Annotated in this window: 15 protein-coding genes; 6 read left to right on the top strand and 9 right to left on the bottom strand. The window is 34.2% G+C overall.

The genetic code is table 11. The features are described from left to right. Positions 1 to 165: 165 nt before the first annotated feature. Entirely contained in the window at positions 166 to 1,704 is a 1,539-nt protein-coding gene (gene hutH / locus ACFILL_RS02625) for a histidine ammonia-lyase (RefSeq protein WP_273791578.1), read from the bottom strand. Positions 1,705 to 3,015: 1,311 nt separating this feature from the next. Beyond that, the gene (locus ACFILL_RS02620; RefSeq protein WP_375681081.1) at positions 3,016 to 3,792 is read right to left on the bottom strand and encodes a class I SAM-dependent methyltransferase; all 777 of its coding nucleotides are present in this window, start codon (positions 3,790 to 3,792) and stop codon (positions 3,016 to 3,018) included. A gap of 423 nt (positions 3,793 to 4,215) precedes the next feature. Between ACFILL_RS02620 and ACFILL_RS02615 the strand changes: the two genes are divergently transcribed. From ACFILL_RS02615 to parE, 4 genes are all read left to right on the top strand, one after another. Then, entirely contained in the window at positions 4,216 to 4,848 is a 633-nt protein-coding gene (locus ACFILL_RS02615) for a LemA family protein (protein ID WP_273724085.1), read from the top strand. Beyond that, complete coding sequence (locus tag ACFILL_RS02610) at positions 4,848 to 5,699, top strand: TPM domain-containing protein (RefSeq protein WP_375643214.1); 852 nt, start codon at positions 4,848 to 4,850, stop codon at positions 5,697 to 5,699. Before ACFILL_RS02615 ends, ACFILL_RS02610 begins: the two co-directional genes overlap by 1 nt. A gap of 146 nt (positions 5,700 to 5,845) precedes the next feature. Further along, positions 5,846 to 6,583 carry a lipoyl(octanoyl) transferase LipB gene (gene lipB / locus ACFILL_RS02605; RefSeq protein ID WP_375631295.1) on the top strand — a complete coding sequence of 246 codons (738 nt, stop codon included), beginning with the start codon at positions 5,846 to 5,848 and terminating at the stop codon, positions 6,581 to 6,583. Between the two features lie 81 nt (positions 6,584 to 6,664). Continuing rightward, positions 6,665 to 8,731: a DNA topoisomerase IV subunit B gene (gene parE, locus ACFILL_RS02600; protein ID WP_375643216.1), complete on the top strand. Its 2,067-nt coding sequence runs from the start codon at positions 6,665 to 6,667 to the stop codon at positions 8,729 to 8,731. 17 nt (positions 8,732 to 8,748) lie between these two features. Here the strand turns inward: parE and recJ are convergent, their stop codons facing one another. Beyond that, complete coding sequence (gene recJ / locus ACFILL_RS02595) at positions 8,749 to 10,533, bottom strand: single-stranded-DNA-specific exonuclease RecJ (protein ID WP_375631293.1); 1,785 nt, start codon at positions 10,531 to 10,533, stop codon at positions 8,749 to 8,751. Between the two features lie 296 nt (positions 10,534 to 10,829). Between recJ and rplM the strand changes: the two genes are divergently transcribed. Together rplM and rpsI are read left to right on the top strand one after the other, a co-directional pair. After that, on the top strand, positions 10,830 to 11,294 hold the full coding sequence (gene rplM, locus ACFILL_RS02590; RefSeq protein ID WP_015856544.1) for a 50S ribosomal protein L13: 465 nt from the start codon (positions 10,830 to 10,832) through the stop codon (positions 11,292 to 11,294). Between the two features lie 2 nt (positions 11,295 to 11,296). Then, positions 11,297 to 11,782: a 30S ribosomal protein S9 gene (gene rpsI, locus ACFILL_RS02585; RefSeq protein WP_015856545.1), complete on the top strand. Its 486-nt coding sequence runs from the start codon at positions 11,297 to 11,299 to the stop codon at positions 11,780 to 11,782. A gap of 311 nt (positions 11,783 to 12,093) precedes the next feature. Here rpsI and ACFILL_RS02580 read toward each other — a convergent pair whose 3' ends face one another. The 6 genes from ACFILL_RS02580 to ACFILL_RS02555 all read right to left on the bottom strand — a co-directional run bounded on the left by ACFILL_RS02580 (position 12,094) and on the right by ACFILL_RS02555 (position 20,343). After that, positions 12,094 to 12,459, bottom strand: a complete 366-nt coding sequence (locus tag ACFILL_RS02580; protein ID WP_005773308.1) for a response regulator — start codon at positions 12,457 to 12,459, stop codon at positions 12,094 to 12,096. A gap of 539 nt (positions 12,460 to 12,998) precedes the next feature. Next, a complete protein-coding gene (locus ACFILL_RS02575) occupies positions 12,999 to 13,358 on the bottom strand; it encodes a hypothetical protein (protein ID WP_273791584.1) in 360 nt (119 codons plus the stop codon). A gap of 986 nt (positions 13,359 to 14,344) precedes the next feature. Continuing rightward, positions 14,345 to 14,704, bottom strand: a complete 360-nt coding sequence (locus ACFILL_RS02570) for a hypothetical protein (RefSeq protein ID WP_375631292.1) — start codon at positions 14,702 to 14,704, stop codon at positions 14,345 to 14,347. Between the two features lie 3,048 nt (positions 14,705 to 17,752). Next, entirely contained in the window at positions 17,753 to 18,541 is a 789-nt protein-coding gene (locus ACFILL_RS02565; RefSeq protein ID WP_273791430.1) for an ABC-2 family transporter protein, read from the bottom strand. Then, positions 18,525 to 19,349: an ABC-2 family transporter protein gene (locus tag ACFILL_RS02560; protein WP_375631291.1), complete on the bottom strand. Its 825-nt coding sequence runs from the start codon at positions 19,347 to 19,349 to the stop codon at positions 18,525 to 18,527. Before ACFILL_RS02560 ends, ACFILL_RS02565 begins: the two co-directional genes overlap by 17 nt. Then, positions 19,324 to 20,343 (bottom strand): ATP-binding cassette domain-containing protein, encoded by a 1,020-nt coding sequence (locus ACFILL_RS02555; RefSeq protein WP_375643217.1) that lies wholly within the window; start codon positions 20,341 to 20,343, stop codon positions 19,324 to 19,326. Before ACFILL_RS02555 ends, ACFILL_RS02560 begins: the two co-directional genes overlap by 26 nt. Positions 20,344 to 21,008: the final 665 nt, after the last annotated feature.

The following is a 21,008-nucleotide window of genomic DNA, read 5'->3' as shown; positions in this document are numbered from 1 at the left end:
TAAATCAGATACCTATAAAATAATAAAATATCTAGTTGACTATAAATAACATATATATACATAATTCATTAAATAATTCAAATATAGTATTGATCTTCTATATTTTCATATGAGGAAGTTTCAAAATTCAATATCCGCCCTTCATCATTGTCCTTAAAACAAATATTATTGAAAACTTAATGAAGGAAAAATTGTTTCTGGTAAAACAGATAATAAGTGCCCTTCACGCACAAGTATATGTGCTTGATGAAGATCTGGAGCCAGATAGCGATCTTCCTTAAGAGAAGCAACATTTTTGCGTAAACATTCCATAACAGATTGCAAAAAAGTACTTGTTTTTAAAGGTGCACGATATTCAATTCCTTGTGCTGCAACAAGCGTTTCAATGCCAATAAGTGTAAAAAGATTTTCGCTCATTACCAATAACCGACGAGCTCCATGACAAGCCATTGAAACATGATCTTCTTGATTGGCTGAAGTTGGGGTTGAATCAACGGAAGCAGGATGGGCCATTTGCTTATTTTCAGACATTAAAGCTGCCGCTGTTACTTCAGCAATCATAAAACCTGAATTAAGACCCGCATTATGCGCTAAAAAAGCTGGAAGTCCATAAGAAACTGCTGGATCAACCATAAGAGCAATACGCCGTTGAGAAATAGATCCTATTTCACATAAAGCAAGAGCAATCTGATCAGCAGCAAACGCTACAGGTTCAGCATGAAAATTCCCACCTGATACAACTTCACCATTCCTTAAAATCAATGGATTATCTGTAACAGCATTTGCTTCAATAATAAGTGTTTTTGCTGCTGCCAGCAAAATATCAAAACATGCCCCCATGACCTGTGGCTGGCAACGTATACAATAAGGATCTTGTACACGCTCATCACCCCGTAAATGTGCTGCACGAATTTCTGAATCCTCTACAAGCTTTTCTAATGTTTTCGATACGGCAATCTGCCCATAATGTCCTCGTAAAATATGAATATCAGGATGAAATGGCGCCGTTGATCCCATGATGGCATCTGTCGTCAAGGCCCCTGCCAACAATCCACCACACAATGCCCGATAACCTCGAAAAAGACCGGCAAGTGCGAGGGCTGTTGATGTTTGAGTCCCATTAATAAGAGCTAGACCTTCCTTTGCCTCTAAAATAATAGGGGACAATCCCGCTTTCTCTAATGCAACAGCTCCACTCATACGAATATTTTGAAAAAATGCTTCCCCTTCTCCCATCATAACAGCCGCCATGTGAGCAAGTGGAGCTAGATCACCTGAAGCACCAACAGACCCTTTTTCAGGGATGACAGGAATGACGCCCTTTGCAAGCATATTTTCCAGCAAATTTACCAATTCTAGACGAACTCCTGAAGCTCCTCTTCCTAAAGAGATAAGCTTTAAGCTCATTATCAAACGCACAATATTTTCAGCTAAAGGTTCTCCTACCCCACAACAATGGGACAAAATAAGATTTCTCTGTAAAACAGTAACATCGTCCGCATCAATTTTAATGGAAGCCAACTTCCCAAAACCAGTATTAATACCGTACACAGGCTCACTTCCAGCAGCAATTTCAGCAATGCGCAGTGCCCCTTTCTCGATAGCTAAATGCGTGTCATTATGAAGTTTACTCACTTCACCATTAAAATAAATAGCCGCAAGTTCACTAAGCGTCACCTCGCTCGGTTTCAGTATAATAGTCATAATTTACTTTCTTTTTTATCAAAGTATAATGTTTAGCATTATTGATGCTTCTATAAAACAAAAAAACTATAACGACTCTTTAAAGCGAGAATACTTTTTTAAAGGTATTCCTTATAATGGAGTTATTATTCAAAAGTAGAATAGTTGACGATAAATGAAAATGAAATATTGACAAACACAACTAAGGTCATGGATTTCAAAAATAGATAACGCATTAATTTATAATTATAATCTAGCATGATTCATATTAAATGAGAGAGCGGAATATCTTAAGACTCTCTCATTCCAAATCTGTGTATGTTGAATCAATCAAAACCATTCGCTTGCACGTCATAAGCGAAATTGGCGTATAGATAAAACTGTAAAAAAAAGGACTACTCCTCTTATGAGCCGTGTCAAGAGCTGTCGCAACATTGGGAGATGACAAAGTGTGTGATAGTGCAGGCTTATTCTTTTATGAAGCGTAAAGATGAAGAACTCAATGGATTTATCATTAAGCTATTCCTACTAAACTTATAAAAATCTTAGACAGACAGCTGTCACAATCTATCATGATTGCAAAAATTAAACTCTATAGAAAATTAAAAAACTTATTCAACACATCACAACAGAGAAGAAATTGAGCTTTTTTGCTACTTCTAAAATTGTATTTAAAGCGCCAGATTGAAACCTAAAAAGCACATCTTCAATAAAACCACACAAGACTCGCCCTAACCCGTTATTTAAAATAAAAATAAAAGAAGTTTTCTTATATCAAAAAATTTAATTAACATATTGTTTTTATATTATATCTTTAAAAAAGAGAAATGCTCCATATAACATATTTATATTTTACTTTTTTGTTATATTGAATCTGAATTTAGAGATAATTTCAAAATGAGTTGTTTTTTAAAGGTGCTTCCAAGCCATTACCTTTTTTACTACAAATTTCTGATTATGATAATTTTTATACTTTTTCAGTTGTTTTTGTCAAAATTTATTAAAAACACTCTCATTTAATAATAAAAAACAATCATAAAAACAAAGAATTATCAAATATTTCTATTCAATCTACCTCTTCTTATTTTATAAAATAATCTGTTGTTAAACTGCAGTAAAGAAAGCGCTTCAATACTATAATGCAGTGCATAAATTTTCTATTTAAACTCTCTCATATCAAGTGAACAATGAAAATCAGACGTAATAAGATGTCAACGTGAATGCTGAAGAAAAAAACCGTCCCCCTCAAAATCTGCCTTAATAAGGCGTTAATTTCCTGAATACCGCCTACTCTGATGTGCTAAAAGAGCAAAAGTAATCATCGATATCAGATTATCCCGCATACATATAGAGCTCACTTCGATACAAAAGCTCCAAATTGCCTTGCACTTCATATTTCTTTATCAATGAGACCAATTGCCGCAAATATTCTTCCCCATAGCAAGCAATAGCGCGTTGCGCTTGCGTTGAAGAGCGGCTCATTCCAATAAAAGCTTCAGATGGGATCATCATCATCCAATTATGCGTATGAAAAAAAATCTTTTCTGGATCTACCCCAAAGCCATCACTCATTTCCTGTAAAAAATCAAAATTACGATAATAACGGGAATAGTTCGGACTCATTTTTTCTAACAATATCTCATAAGCCTCTAGAAATTCGCTATGCTTGAAATCGCGATTATTTTGAATAACCGCCATGACACCATTGACTCGAAGTTGATCTGAAACAGAACAAAGCAACTTGGGACGATCCATCCACTGAAACGCTTGCGCTGCAATGACAAGATCAACCTCGCCAATTTGAGGCAATAGGCCTTCGGCACAGCCCTGATACCACTGCACCGTAGGAAATTTTCTTCGCCCCTGCTTAATCATATCTGCCGATACATCGATAGCATGATATTGGTGCTCATTTCCTAAAAATTTAACAATTCCCTCTAATGCGATGCCTGTCCCAGCACCCACATCCACAATGGACAAATGCTTTTTGTTCTTAAAAGAATGGAGCATGGTTTTAAATAAAGTGAGGGGGTAGCGAGGACGATAACGATCATAATCATTAGCCAATCCATCAAACTTTTCACTTTGCCGTTGAACACTTTCTATCACAGGATTTTCCGCCTCCTTCACAATTACTACCATACATAGTTAAAAAGCCCTTTTTGTCCAATCTATTAAGCACACCTTCTAAAGGAGAGAAAATAAGAACTGCCCTTACCTTCTATCTTTCCATAAGATTGATACTTACATTTTTCCCTTTTCCAATTGTGATCTGCACGTTGTGAAACACAAAAATACTACGAAAATAATATAATTTTCTGTAATAATAATTGATATAAATATTATTGAACTTTTATAAGATGACATCTATATTACCCTTATTATTTTAATATCAACGAGTCACTTAAGCGTGCCTAAAACGCATAGAGATGTCGATTTATTGATAAATATGCCTGTTTATAAAATTCAAAATACTTTCCACCAAGAAGATAAACCCTATATAATACATAAAATATCTGTGGAGACATCTTTATGTTAAATGTACAAACTTCTTCAATTTCAATGTTTAAAATATTAAAACAATTTTCAATCGTGATTTTTTTGGCATGGTTAGTGCCATTTTTAAGTGGGTGCGGATTTAATACGATACCAACAAATGAAGAAAAAGCACATGCAGCATGGAGTGAAGTGCTCAATCAATATCAACGTCGTACAGATCTCATCCCCAATCTTGTAGAAACAGTTAAAGCTTACGCAGCTCATGAACAAAGCGTTTTCACAAATGTAATTGAAGCACGTGCTAAAGCAACGCAAGTCAACATTAATGCAGATATGTTGAATAATCCAGAAGTTATGCAGCAATATCTCAAAAATCAAGCAAATTTATCAAGTGCACTTTCGCGACTTATGGCTGTTGTTGAAAACTATCCGGATCTTAAAGCAAACCAGAACTTTCTTGCTCTTCAATCACAATTAGAAGGAACAGAAAACCGTATTTCCGTTGCGCGCCGCGATTATATTGAAACAGTACGTGCCTACAATACTGCACTCAAAACAATGCCGACGATGATTTGGGCAAAATTATGGTTTCGTGATGCTAAACCTATGCCAACTTTTACCATCGATACTGATAGCCAACAAACACCAAAGGTTAATTTTAATTAATGAAATCATTTCGATACTCTTTGCAACGTATTGTATTTCCACAATTATGGGCTTTTATCTGCTCTCTGTATTTAGTTGCTGCATTGGGAAGTATCGCTTGTTCGCAAATAAAATTTCCTCATTTAACAGGTTATGTTAATGATGTGGCTCATTTGCTCGATAATGCAACCAAGGAAAACTTGACAAAAAAACTGGCAGCACTCGAAGAGAAAACGGGAGATCAAATTGTTCTTGTGACACTCCCTACTCTTTCGGGCAATGATATAGAAACATACAGCAATTCTCTTTTTCGTACATGGGGATTAGGCCAAAAGAAGATCAATAATGGTGTATTACTGGTCATTGCACCGAATGAACGCACAGCACGTATCGAAGTAGGATATGGTTTGGAAGGAGAGCTAACAGACGCTCTTTCCTCTGTCATTATTAATAGCTTCATGATTCCTAATTTTCGCGAAGGAAATTATCAAAAAGGAATTGCTGAAGCAGTTGATGCAATTATCAAAGTTATTACAGAAAGTAATTCTGATTTTACTTTTCGTATCAAAGAAAAAGCTAAAATCGTTGAAGAACAACGTAAACAAGCTGAAAAAGAAGAAATGGTAATCAATGCAATTATGTTTTTAGCCTTTTTTATAATGTTTGGTCTTCCTATTCTTGCAATGATTTTTGGTAAAAAAGTGGGTCCACAAAAGTATCTCTGGCTGGGGGTCATCTTCACACCTTGGTTTCTTAACTTAAGTGCCGGTGGCAGATATCCTGGTGGAAGGTTCGGTGGTCCTCGAGGTGGAGGGGGATTTAGGGGTGGTGGTGGATCATCAGGTGGGGGCGGTGCAACAGGAAGATGGTAAAAGGAACGTGGATTTTTAAGCGTAGCAAATCTTCTTAAGATAAAATTTATGAACGTATTCTCTTTTATTCAACAATTCTATACCTTACTCTGTAATCACTTTTATTGATTACAATATAAACTCAAACATCAAGATAAATATTACCAATGACATTTGAATTGAAACATACGGATCGTAATCACTTATCACATCATTTTAATGCAATTCTAGGAAATCCACCCGTTGAATGGAAGATAAGTGATCATCTAGTTGAGTATCCTGAAGCTCTGCGTTATATGCAAGAACGTGTAGAAAAAATTCTTGCAAAAACCGCGCATGAACAAGTTTGGCTTCTTGAACACCCTTCCCTTTATACAGCGGGGACGAGTGCAAATAAAAAAGATCTTTTGGCGCCTAATTTATTCCCTGTTTATGAAGCAGGACGTGGAGGTGAATTTACATATCACGGTCCAGGACAGCGTATTGCTTATATCATGCTTGATCTTAAACGCCGAAAACAAGACATTCGTGCTTTCATTAGTGCATTAGAAGAATGGATCATACAGATGCTTGCAAACTTTAATATTAAAGGCGAACGCAGAGAAGATCGCGTTGGTGTCTGGGTTAAACAATCTCATTTCCCATCAAAACAAAATGATATTTATTCCGAAGATAAAATTGCAGCTATTGGCATTCGAGTGCGAAAATGGATAAGTTTTCATGGAGTTTCTATCAATGTTAATCCTAATTTAGCCCATTATTCAGGAATTGTTCCTTGTGGAATTACAAACCACGGTGTAACGAGCTTTCTTGATCTAGGTTGCCCTGTAGCAATGCATGATATTGATATTGCTCTCAAACACGCTTTTGAACAAATTTTTGGTCCAACAATTGATGTTTTCTAAGTGCATTGATTTTTAAATAAAAAACAGGCATAAAATTATTTTAATAAATATTTTATTTTATGAGGTAGATAGTTAAACGCTATGAGCGATAACAAAAAGGATCTTTTTAGTGTTTTAAATAAAGCCCAATCTCGGGTAAATACAAAAGAAAACACTCTGCAGCCTCCAATGAAATCAAAAGCGATGATTTCAAGAAAAAGTGCAAAAGATACGCAAGAAGATGACTATAATGCCCTCTCTATTCGAGTTCTTGAGGGTTTAGAGCCCGTGCGTTTACGCCCTGGAATGTATATTGGTGGAACAGACAGTAAAGCGCTTCATCATTTATTTGCCGAAATTATTGATAACGCGATGGATGAAGCTGTTGCGGGTTATGCAGATTCTATTGAGGTCTCATTAGATAGGAACGGTTATATAACCGTTACAGATAATGGACGCGGTATTCCTGTCGAAAATCATCCTCAAATGCCTGAGAAATCTACTCTTGAAGTTATTATGACACAACTCCACTCCGGGGGAAAATTTGATGGAAAGGCTTATCAAACTGCAGGTGGACTTCATGGAGTAGGAATTTCTGTCGTCAATGCTCTTTCTGATGATATGGAAGTTGAAGTTGCACGAGAACGAAAACTGTACCGCCAACGTTTCTCACGCGGTATTCCTCAATCTGGATTGGAAGATCTGGGAGATGTTTATAATCGTCGTGGTACGCGCGTTCGTTTTCATCCTGATCATGAAATTTTTGGTGAAAAAGTAGCTTTTGATCCAGAAAAAATCTATAAGATGACATGCTCCAAAGCCTATCTTTTTGGTGGCGTAAAAATTCGCTGGACTTGTGATCCCGTCATACTTGAAGGCGCAAAAAATATTCCTGAAAAAGCTGTTTTTCATTTTCCCAATGGGCTTAAAGACTATTTACTTGCGTCACTAAAAGATGAATATCGAGTAACGTCAGAAATTTTTTCTGGCAAAACACAACACAATAATGGCCATGGCTCGGTTGAATGGGCTATCGCTTGGCATGGTGGTGATTCTTGTGTGCAATCTTACTGCAATACGATTCCTACAGGAGAAGGCGGAACGCACGAAATAGGATTACGTCAAGCTCTTTTGCGTGGATTGAAATCCTACGCTGAGTTAATAGGAAACAAGCGCGCAGCGATTATTACGTCTGACGATATTATGATTTCAACAGCCGCAATACTTTCAGTCTTTATCAGTAACCCTGAATTTGTTGGACAAACAAAAGATCGATTAGCAACCATTGAAGCACAGCGTATCGTTGAGAATGCAATCCGCGATCCTTTTGATCATTGGTTAGCAAATTCCCCGCAAGAAGCAACAAAACTTCTCGATTGGGTTATTGAACGTGCTGAAGAACGTGTTAGACGACGCCAAGATAGAGAAATAAGTCGAAAAACTGCTGTCCGCAAATTACGTCTGCCCGGTAAACTTGCAGATTGTAGCCAGAACCATGCTGTGGGTGCTGAACTATTCATTGTTGAAGGGGATTCTGCAGGAGGATCTGCTAAACAAGCAAGAAATAGAGCAAACCAAGCAATTTTACCTCTTCGTGGTAAAATCTTAAATGTCGCCAGTGCTGCACATGAAAAAATGAACTCAAGCCAAACAATTAGCGATCTTATCCTTGCTCTTGGATGTGGAACACGCTCCAAGTATCGTGAAAAAGATCTCAGATATGAACGTATTATCATCATGACAGATGCTGATGTTGATGGTGCTCATATTGCGTCACTGCTCATTACCTTCTTCTTTCAAGAAATGCCTGACCTTATTCATCAGGGACATTTATATCTCGCCGTCCCTCCCCTTTATAGAATATCGCAAGGAGGAAAAGTTGCTTATGCTCGTGACGACATTCATAAGGATGAATTGCTCAAAACTGAATTTACTGGAAAAGCTAAAATAGAAATCGGGCGTTTTAAAGGGCTGGGTGAAATGCGCGCAGAACAACTTAAAGAAACGACTATGCATCCTCAAAAACGTACATTGCTTCGTGTTTCTATTGATGCCGTGGAAATGCAAGAAACGAAAAAGACTGTAGAAAGTCTCATGGGAACAAAACCAGAAGCACGATTTCGTTTCATACAAGAAAATTCTACGTTTGCTTCTAATCTAGACATCTAATGTAAAAAATATCCCTTTCAAACCACTGCGGCTGCGTCAATCACGCGCAGCTGCGGATTGATCGTTCCATTCCAATAATTCAAACTAAGATGACCAGCTAAATGAATCATTTCACCAATATTTTCAAAAAGAAAATCACCAAGCGATGTCCCTACAGCACGAAAAGCAATTCCTTGCAGTTTTTTTCCTTCAACATTAGATACAATGAGGCGAAGATGTCCTTTACCAACTTCAGATAGATTCACCAGTCGATGAGAGGGAAGAACAAAAACAGGTGTTGCATTCCCTGCCCCAAATGGCCCTGCTTTTTCAAGCAATTCAAACAGCGCTTCATTAACACCAGAAGCAGAAAGAGAACCATCTATACTAAGAGATTTTTTTGCACGCAACTGTGAAACCATTAAAGAAACTTTTTCTTCTAGCCATTTTCGAAAAATTTCAATTTTTGTTGATTGAATTGTAATTCCTGCTGCCATACTATGTCCCCCTCCTTTTTCTAATAAATTTAATGTAACAGCTTCACGAACGAGTGCTCCTAAATCTATACCATTAATTGAGCGTCCCGACCCTACGCCATTTCCATCTTCTTTCAAAGCAATAGCAAAAACAGGACAAAAAAAACGCTCTTTGAGACGGGAAGCAAGAATACCAATAATTCCCGGATGCCATTCTTTATGTGAAATTACAAGCGATAATGGTATTTCTTGATCTTGATAAAGAGAAGTAATGTAAGATTCCGCTTGTGCTAATTGAATGTTCTCCATTTCTTGGCGTTCTTGATTAAGCCGATCTAATTGTTCTGCTATTCTGTCCGCTTCATCTTTATTCTCACAGCTAAGTAAACGTGCTCCCAAAGCTTGATCACCAATGCGCCCTCCTGCATTAATTCTAGGACCTAACAAAAAACCTAAGTGAAAACTATTAAGCGGCTCCCCTATTCGTGCAACCTTTGTTAAAGCTGTTATTCCTAGATTATGCATAGAACGAGCAACTTGAAGCCCTTTTATCACAAAAGCACGGTTAACCCCCTGTAATGGAACGACATCACATATGGTTGCCAATGCAACAAGATCAAGCATACTTAAAAGATCAGGCAGCTGCCCTTGGAATTGTTTTTTCCGCAGCAAATGATGAACCCAAGCTAACGTAACAAAAACAACGCCAGCTGCACATAAATGCCCCTGTTTAGAAAAATCATCAGGGCGATTAGGATTGACAAGAGCAACGGCTTCTTGATGAATCTCTGACATTTGATGATGATCTAAAATCACAACATCAGCACCAGCAAGCCTCGCTGCTTTTACGGCATCAGGACTGTTTGCGCCACAATCAACAGTGATAATTAACCGAGCGCCTTCTTGCACAAGCATCCTCATTGCTTGTTCATTAGGACCATAGCCTTCAACAATACGATCAGGAATATAAATTTTGACTTCAATACCAAAATAACGAAAAAAACGCGCTATGAGTGCCGATGAACAAGCACCATCAACATCATAATCCCCAAAAACAGCAACCTGTTCTTGATTGAGAAGAGCCTTAACAATACGCTCTGCAGCGCATTGCATATCCCTAAAACTTTCTGGATCAGGCATAAGCGTACGTAATGTTGGATTAATAAAAGCAACAGCCTCAGCTTCATCCACATCTCTTGCTGAAAGTACTCGAGCTAACTGATCTGGAAAGCCAAATTTTTGAGAAATAGCGCGCGCATTATTTATCCCTTGAACATCAAGGGCATCTAACCAAGCTTGACCACAAGCAGAAGATTCAACATTGAGAAAATAACGAGACCACTGCATTATTTCTTATTTTATAATGAAGAACAATAAAATACAATCATGCGTTAAAGATAAAATAGTTTTTTGCAACATTCATTTTAAGTTTAAATGGTCTACAAACTTCTTTTAATGGGGTATTATAATACCTTTCTAATAACATGTTGTTTTATAAAGTTTTTATTTTCTCTTGACGTCAATCAAAAGACATTATATCAGAGCAAGTAGTATGCGTTAAATATTTCGCTATGGTAACAATTTTCAACGCAAAACAGTAAAAATTCCCTTATATTAAAAGGGTTCTAATAAAGGATACTTCTATGGCAACTTTTTCACAAAAGCCAACTGAAGTGGTGAAAAAATGGGTTATTATTGACGCAGAAAACCTTGTTTTGGGTCGTCTTGCCACATTTGTTGCTAACCGCTTACGTGGCAAACATAAAGCTACATTTACTCCACATGTTGATGATGGTGACAACGTTATTGTCATTAATGCAGATAAAATAGCTCTCACTGGCAAAAAATATACGGATAAAAAATATTATTGGCATACCGGCTATATTGGTGGAATCAAACAACGTACAGCACGTCAACTTCTTGAGGGACGTTTTCCCGAACGCGTTATTGAAAAAGCAGTAGAGCGCATGATTCCTCGAGGGCCTCTTGGTCGCCGTCAATTGAAGAATCTACGTGTTTACGCTGGAAGCCAACATCCACATGAAGCACAACAGCCTGAATCTCTTGACGTTGGTGCTTTAAACCGCAAAAACAAAAGGATTGCTTGATTATGGCTGAAATTAATTCTCTTTCTGAGCTTAGCATAGTAACAAGTATTACAGAAACACATGAAAATGTTGTTCCTGTCCACGTGCAAAAGCTTGATTCACAAGGACGTGCTTATGCAACAGGAAAGCGTAAAGACGCTGTTGCACGCGTATGGATTAAACCAGGTTCTGGAAAAATCACAATCAACAATAAGGAATTTGACAAATATTTCGCTCGTCCTGTTCTTAGAATGATTCTTCGTCAACCAATTGTTGCAACAAATAGGGATACCCAGTTTGATATTATTGCAACCGTTGCAGGCGGTGGTCTTTCCGGACAAGCCGGTGCAGTGCGCCATGGCATTTCCAAAGCTTTAACCTATTATGAACCAGAACTTCGCTCAATCTTGAAAAAAGGTGGTTTTCTTACCCGTGATAGCCGCGTTGTTGAACGTAAAAAATACGGTAAAGCAAAAGCACGTCGTTCTTTCCAATTCTCAAAGCGTTAATTTCAATTTTTGTACAATGCATAAAGCCTCGGACAAAACCGAGGCTTTTTCCCCTACTAAAACAGACTTTTAGATAAATGTAGGAACAAATCTATACCGATTAGAAAAAACAAAAATGCAAAACAACCTCCTCTCTTAAGATAAAAGGCAAGAAAATAAACCGAAAAATCTCGAAACTTCAGTTTCAATTTTTAAAATCTGTTTTACTAACTTGAATATATCCACGTGCTAAAGCAGAAAAATATTTGCACGAAAACTTTAGCAATTTTATAAGCTTTTCAATATTTTTTTCTATCATCACTTAACAAGCTTTAGTCCACAAAATGTTTTACCATTGTGATAAAATGAGGAACAGAAATAGGCTTTGACATATATTCTTCACATCCACTGGCACGAATTCGCTCCTCATCGCCTTTCATAGCAAAAGCTGTTACAGCAACAACAGGGATTGATCGAAGTTCTTCATCTTCTTTTAATTGTTTAATAACATCTATTCCAGAGACCTCTGGCAACTGGATATCCACAAGGATAAGAGATGGCATTGATGAACGCGCCAAATCTAATGCCATAAGACCATTACGCGTTTCAACAGTTTCATAACCACTCGCTTCTACAAGATCACGGAATAACTTCATATTAAGCTCATTATCTTCCACGATCATGACTTTTTTTGACATTCGTATAACTCCACCCTTCTCAAATAAAATAGAGAAATAGAAATGAATCCACATTCTCTTTGCTTAAGATAAAATGATAAAATGAATTGTAAACCACAAAGAGATTAAAAGATTCCAATAAAAGCATTTTTTACAAATATTTGTAAGACGCATCGCTATACTTATTCAGTTCATCAGCATAAAATCCACAATAACCATAAGTATTGTATTACCCTATATTTTTGAGTGAATACGCACCGTTTATGAATATCTCAATTCCAGCATATGCATTTTCATCACAGAAAAAATATCAAATACAAACTTAGCTCAAATGCGTATTTTGAAGAGAAAAAATTTAATTAACTTTAAAAAGCAGCTGATTATTTAAATTTAATGTCCCCTATACTGCCATCCCCCAACAATATCTTAATGATATTAAAGGATAAATTTACCATATTATTAAAAGTAAAAAATAAATAAACCGTGATTAAACATCACGGTTTATTTAATATAAAATATTCAACAACAGAATAATTCAAAGTTCATCAAGGAATTATCTTTTAATTCAAAGCCCATGCACTATAAGCAAAAGCATCGAATGCTCTTCCACCTGTCTCTCTGTTAGGACTCGGCGGTTTTCTAGTAAAGAAATATACAAGATATGCGATTAAACCAAAAATCGCTGCCTCCATCCCCATTAAACCCGCGACTTTTTGGACATTTTTCTCAGCCCCTTGTCCTCCAAACTGGCTAATAATCATATCAACAGCTTTAATAACTCTATTTTCCTGTGTCATTACAGAAATGAAACCAGCATTTTGAAATCTATCATTTAAAGAATCAGCATTGGCTCCTAAAACCTGTGAAAAGAAAATAGCTACTGCAACAAAACATACTATACAATGCTTGAATATTTTCATCATAAACACCTATTACAATATTTAATAAAATAAATTTTCTTTACCGCCCCCTCTAAATAGAAAACATTACATCATCTATCGATAAAGTATATTTATCTTCTAATAACAAAAAATATAATACAAAATTTAATTAACAGTTTTATTTTAATTGTTAATTTTATATTATATTACATTTACAATATATCCGTTACATGTTTATTTTAATATTGTCAATTATTTTATTCGTGTTTTAATAATGTATAATTTAATGGCAAAAATGTATTAAAATAAAATTATTTTATTGTTTTTATTATAATTTTATCTTTATTATCATAAATATTATTAGATATTATAACATAAAAATATCAATATATTGTTTTTTTAGTTACACGTAATGTTTTTTATTTTTTGTATAATATAGTAAGATAAATATTTTTAAAATTTACAAAAAACAAAAAAATATTTTATTGAAATATTCTGTTAAAATAATTTTTTCTTAGTATAGATTGAGAAGAAATAGTTTTCCCAGCAAAAATTAGCGTAAGTATCAACTTAGCTCTTTGATTGAAAAAGCTAAATTAAGTAAGATAAGGGATAACTTTGGTGAACGCGCCAAATCTAATGCCATAAGGCCATTACACATTTCAAAGATTTCACAGCCATTCGTTTCTACAAGAACGTGGAATAATTTTAATAAAGTTCATTGTCTTTCAAGATTCTAACTTTCTAACATTAATATAATTCTACGACTTAGAGAAATAGAAATAAATACACATTCTTTCTAACCAAGATAAAATGATTAAAAATTTTAAACCTCAAAAAGACTATATTATGTACAATAAAGTATTTCTGTAATAATATTAAAAAAAGAGTACAGCCTAAAAACTTAAAGCTTAATGGGCATATTAATAAATATAAAAATAGCTAAACCGTGATTAGAAATCACGGTTTATTAATTATAAAAGATTCAAAAACAGAATAATTTAAAATTCATCAAATCAACATTTTTAATTAAGAGCCCATGCACTTCGAGTAAAAGCAGTGAATGCTTTTTCACCTGCGCTTTTTCTAGGATCCGGTGGCTTTCTAGTAAAGAAATATACAAGAAATGCGATTAAACCAAAAATCGCTGGCTCCATTCCTATCAAACCAGCCACCTTTTGGACATCTTTTTCTCTGCTTTGTTCTGAAAATTGACTAATAATCTCCTTAACAGATTTAATAACTCTATTCTCTTGTTTCATTACAGAAATAAAATCAGCGTTTTGAGATCTACCATTTAAAGAATCGGCATTAGCTCCTAAAACTTGTGAAAAGAAAATAGCGACTGCAACAACACATGATATACAATGCTTAAATATTCTCATTATAATAACCTATTACAATATTTAATAAAACCTTACTCTCTAAACAGAAAACATCACATCATCTACCGATGATTCATATTTTCCTACTGAGAAGAGAATGATAATATAACACAAAAATAATTATCATTTTGTATTATATTTTCATTCTTTCCATATTTAATTTGTTTTGTCAATTATTCTATTTTTGTTTTAAGCTGACTGATTAGATGATAAAATTTTATTACAATAATATGATTATATTATTGTTTAAATTGTATTTTTTCTTCAAAACTATTGATTTTCTTAATCACAACATTTTTAAATCACAACATAAAAAATATTACTAAATTGTCTTTTTTTATTACACATAATGGATTTTTTATATTGCTAGCATACAGTAAGCTAATTTTTTTTCTTATTGTATGTTGAGAGGAAATAGCTAACCGAGTAAAAATTTAGCGTAAACAAAAATTTCGCTCTTTGATTAGAAAAGCTAAACGAGATAAGATAAGAGATAATATTGATGAAACCGCCAACTTTAATCCATAAAGCCATTAAACATTTCAACGATTTTACGACAATTCGTTTCTACAGAATCGCAGAATAACTTCAGTTTAAGCTCATTATCTTCCACGATCATTACTTTTTGATATTAATAGTGCTCCACGCATTCAAAATAAAATAGAGAAATAGATAATGAATACAAATTCTCTCTCTAACCAAGGTTAAAAAGATAAAAAATGTAAACTATAAAGAAACAAAATAATACCTAATAAAAGCATTTTTGCAAATATTTGTAATGCTCAGCATTATGTTTTTAAGTTTATAAAAATGAACTCCACAATAATCGTAAAATTATATTATTCTATATTTTTGAATCGATATGTAAAATTCATAGTTATCTAATGAATACCAATAAACTCACAAGTATTTTCATCGTAGCAAAGCTATCAATCACAAAAATTAACTCAAATACACATTTTGAAGAGAAAAAACTTACGTAACTTTGATATGCATAGATTTTTTTATCTGTAAGCAATCGGTAGTTTATATACCCAATTAAAAATTTATTCTTGTGATCTTATATTGTCTCAAACGCTTTTGTTATACATCAATACGAGCGATGCAATAACAAATCAAAATAGAACTTACTTATGTAATTTTAAACAAAACTTTAAAATGGACCACACATGTTGTTAATGCATTGTTAAATGCAAAAACAATCACAAAACTGTGAAAATAAAAAACTCATTATAAATGCTAATAACTTAACAGAATTTATTTTTTTGCTTTATATAATTTTTCAAAAAATTTGGTAAGAAAATATGAGTGATACGCGAAAAAGTTCTCAATCTTTTCAATCTCTATATCAAAAATCACATTATTTTCATCACTGATAATCAAAAACATATGATCGTTATCAGTTATTTTACAACATCAAATTAAAGCATTATTTTTGTTTATTGAAAAAGAAGCTGTCTGGATTTCTCTTTATTTTTTTGGCCAAATCTAAAAACATAACTTTATTAATAACATATCTCATAATCTCTATAGAAAGATACTTAAATAAAGAATACTATAAAAAATAAAATGAATATTATTGATGATTTTTTATAATATCAGTTTTAATATGCGCTTTAGAAGCATAATATAATTTAAATAAATTTATTAATAATATTAATAGTATTTAAAGTATCTATAACACTTAAAATTTCTGAACTAAAATATATAGACTTATAAATAATATACCATTAAAAGATATTCTAACAATATTTCTTAGACATATTTTTCATTAACATATCTACAAAATTATTATGATTTTAGAGATATATTGCTGATATTCTATAAATTACCGTACACAATTATAAAAATGATGCACAACTCTAAAGGCCCCCCTCCTAGAGCACCATTTATAGTGCTGCCTACTGCCTTCTCTTAGTATAGCTCCCTCCACAGCAGCAGCTACGATTAATAGAAACTATACCATCTATTTTCTATTGCAACTGCACCCGCTATACTTACGATTCCTCCAAGCACAGCACCTCCAACTGTCCCAACAGGCGCCACTATCATTGCTCCTGTTTGTCCTGTAGATTTTATTGTATCCCAATAATAACCCGAAGGACGGCATGAATTACCTGAAGCACGTGATGAGCTTGAACTCTCCTTTTTCTTTTATAGAAAAACGCATCATATCGATACAATTAAATTTGATTATTACGCGTTTTAGACAATTGTCAAACCTAATTTTAAATTAAAATAAAATAAAAACACCGTACAAAAAAATAATATTCGCAAATACTATTAAAATATAACACATTAATTTTTCTTTTTCTTAACAAAATCATAACTTAAAATGAGTTATGCATAAGAAAAATTAAGAGCCTTCTCTTGATTTACTTGCACAACAAAGAAATATATTTATTACGTTATTGAAATTAATCTTATTGCTATCGTTTTACAGCTACTTGACTTGGTGAATACTTTTATTTTTCAAGCAATTATTGATGGAATTTTGCCTACTCAGCATGCTGAAAGTCTCTATGTGATTGTTGTCTTGATAATTGCTATCATGTTGTTTAGCACAACTCTTAGCTTTCTATCGGGCAACTTAAAAGCTTTATTCTATCAATTTTCTTATTGTTTAAGCAAAAAACTCATCCACGTAATAATATATTGAATGCACCAACAAAATCCGCACGAATAACCACATTCTACGCATATAAAAATTACCCACTTTGACAATTTTTTAGCACTATAACCGAAAAAGAACACATCTGGCTCGTATTATGAATGATACTAAATTGTATGCCATCTTACCATTGGCTTTTGTCATCAAGCTGCCATCTAAAATCGAACAGTTTAAACCTCTGATTTCTATTTCACGCTCCTTGCCAGTAACTGTGGGAATGCGGCCTATATTATTGTTCAATCTTATCTAACAATAAAAAAATCCTCATGTGAAAATTCTACATGCCTTATATCGCCAGAATAAATAACGATAATTTATGGTACAATAGAATTATTCACTCAATTTTTTTTATTTTTATAATCATGCTGACTTTCATTTCATCCCCCTAATCCATTAAATTTACGCATTGTTTTCTTATAACTTATGAAAGTCATGACCATGGAAAGAAAAGCGCTCAACAGAAGATATCCAATATTCCATTCGCCTTTACCAAGCAACAATGACACAGGCAAGGAAGCAGAAAAAGCCATGGGAAGCATAAACAAAAGCCATTTTACGATGCTTAAAGGATAAATTCCTATTGGCACAAATGAAAGCTCGTAAATCATTTCATGAAAATATTCGACAGGCATCTTACGGCTAATAATAAATGTTACAAAATTAAACATCATGAAAAAACAAATATTGACAATAAAAACACAAAATATTGCAACAATAAAAGAGATCCATCTTAGCTTAAGATCGGATATATTCGGTAATGATACAAATAAATAGGCACTAACATAAAGAACAAAGAGCTTGATCAGATTAAGAGGTTTACACCAACCAAACAACATCAACAACCAGATTGAAACGGGCTTTATCAAGTATGGTTCAATTTTACCATCCGCTACTTTTTCAAAAAACGTTTCAATAGAATTAGTAAAAATATTCAAAAATATTCCAAGTAAAACAAAGACAACAAAGATAAAATGGATTTCATCTCTGCTATAGTTACCGATCTTTCCTGAAAAAGAAGATATTCTATCAATAAATATGAATTGAATAAAATAATAGCATAGAGAAAGAATAAACTCCCCAGCCAAATTCTTACCATAAACAATCTGTCGGCGGATATTCAAACTGATAAAATGAAGGATTATTTTCATCTCAACCACCCGCTCCATTATATGCTTTCATCCCTTTATTCCAAGCAATATAAATTAAGAATAAAAAACACAAAATATAAGTAAAACTTCCGAAAATAAACTGCTGAAACAACGCTAAATTTTGCGTCGCGAAAAACTCGGCAGGAGCTGATATCATGAAACGATAAGGATTAAATTGCATAAGCGGAATAAGCCACACCGGCCAAAAAGATGGTGGTAAAAGAACACCACCAAGAAGCGTTGAACTGAGGATACTGAAAGAGAGTAATATATTGTACTCAATCACCCAAAAGCTTAATAGGGCAATTCCAAAAGAGAGTAAAAAACAAAGCAATTGTGATAGAATAACAACCAGAAAAAAGAACAGAAAAGCGATAACCAATCCCAGAATATTTTCATAGGATAAAACAAGCTTAACAACAAAAAGAGCCAATAACGGGATGCTATATAATACACTCTCCCCTAAAAAAGTAAAAAGCATTTGTGTCATATAACTAAAGGGCTTTGTAAGATATACTTCTAATTGACCTTCTTTAACATGATGAGAGAAAAACTTAATCACATTATAACCATTATTTAAGCGACCTAGGACTAAAGCAAAAGCATAATAATACATCATATCATAAAAGCTAAAGCCATTGATGGTGTTGCCCGTATCAGAGAAAAGTGCATTCCATAATAGAAGTTGAATAACAAATGGCGAAAGTGTCCCAATGATAATATCGGTAAAAAACATTGCTCTATCACTTAGAACAGTGAGTAATCCATTCTTGGCAAAAAGAAACATACCAAAGCAGTGGTTAGATAAATTCTTTAAATTTAACACGGAGCATCTCTTCAAGCGAGGGAGTGGATACAGAGAACGTACAGTTCAATTCGGTTGTAATTTCGCGTACAAAACGCGCAAAATCCTCACGGGGCAGCGAAACCTCCAGCGAGCATTCTTCAGCGTTAAAGTGCTTATCTTTTAAAGGAGTAGATAATTTCAACGCAATCTCATCAATTTTTTCTACAACAGCTGAAGGTGCAGCCATGTGTTCACAAAAAAGTGTCATTCTCACCAACGAAGGAATGACATTTTTAAGCGCATGAAGATTACCATGAAACTGTTTCTTTCCTTTATGCAAAAGAATAATATCATCGACGTATCCATCAATATCTCCCATATCATGACTTGTAATGATATACCCAGTGCCACGCTCCTTTTTCAGTTTTTTAAGAAGCTCCCTGATTTCATGCTTAGCTGTAATATCAAGACCAATACTTGGCTCATCGAGAAACAACAGTTTAGGTCTAAAGGAGAGATTAAATGCCAATTCACTTTTCACTCTCTCACCCAGACTAAGCATCCGCACTGGCTTATCCATAATATGCTCAAGACCCAGCAACTCAGCGATCTCTTTAAGATCACGGGTAAAAGAGGCGCATTCAAGACCATATAATGGTTGAACCATATCCAGACTGTAGCGTAAGGGCAAATCCCACCATAAACAATTCTTGTGACCAAAGACCACACCCAAAGACTTGAACAGATTTTTCTTCGCTTTATAAGGATCAACACCAAGGACTTTAACACATCCCTCATCAGCGTATTGTATACCAGAAAGTATTTTAATCAGTGTCGATTTACCCGCTCCGTTAGGGCCAAGAATTGCTAACGATTGCCCTGAAAAGAGGGTGAAACTCATATCTTTTAACACATGATGATTTGTATAAACCGGCTTGAAGAGAGAAAACACCTTGTTTTTAAAACCAATTCCTCTGTCAATGTTGCGATATATTTTTGAGACGTTATTAACGTCAATCAATAATGATCCCATCAGTCACTCCTAATTTCAATTTATCCCCCTTTTGAATGTTCCCATAATAAATATCTGTTTTGTTCACTAGAAAAAACAAAAGTGTTCAAGCCCTCCCTAGAGCAATAAAACGCGCCTGACGTTTTATCTCCAATTTTTTGTCTAGATATTTTTTTAATGTGATGAGTTCACTTCAATGAAGCATTAAGATACTGAAAAATTATTTCTTCTTTTATGAAAGATGATCTTTTGGATAAACTAAGTAAGTAGAAAAATAATTGCTCATTGAAAGGAGAACTTTGCTAAGAAGGCTTCATTGTGTAAGTAAAGATACAAAGCATAAATCTATACTATAAGCATATCAAACCACATTTATAACAGAACAAACTTCCTTGACAACAGGATTTTTTTGAGAGTCTACTTTTCCTAAGCATTACTATAAAATGCCTTCATTATTCCCCATAAAAAAACTAAAATCGCTTTCTCTATTTTAGTAAATATCTTTCAGATTTTATCTAACTCATCTCCCTCAACAGACACGCCTTCCCAATATGACCTCTATAGATAATTCAAAGGAGCAGCTTCATAAACTCAGATTATTAAACGATACACCATATCCAAAAAATAACAATACAATCAATATGGATAAAGAGCTGTAGAAAGAAAGCCATGATATTCGAAAATTT

This window comes from Bartonella sp. AP20NXHL (assembly GCF_042196165.1).
Taxonomy (GTDB): Bacteria; Pseudomonadota; Alphaproteobacteria; order Rhizobiales; family Rhizobiaceae; genus Bartonella.
This window is presented reverse-complemented; position numbering and strand designations above follow the sequence as displayed.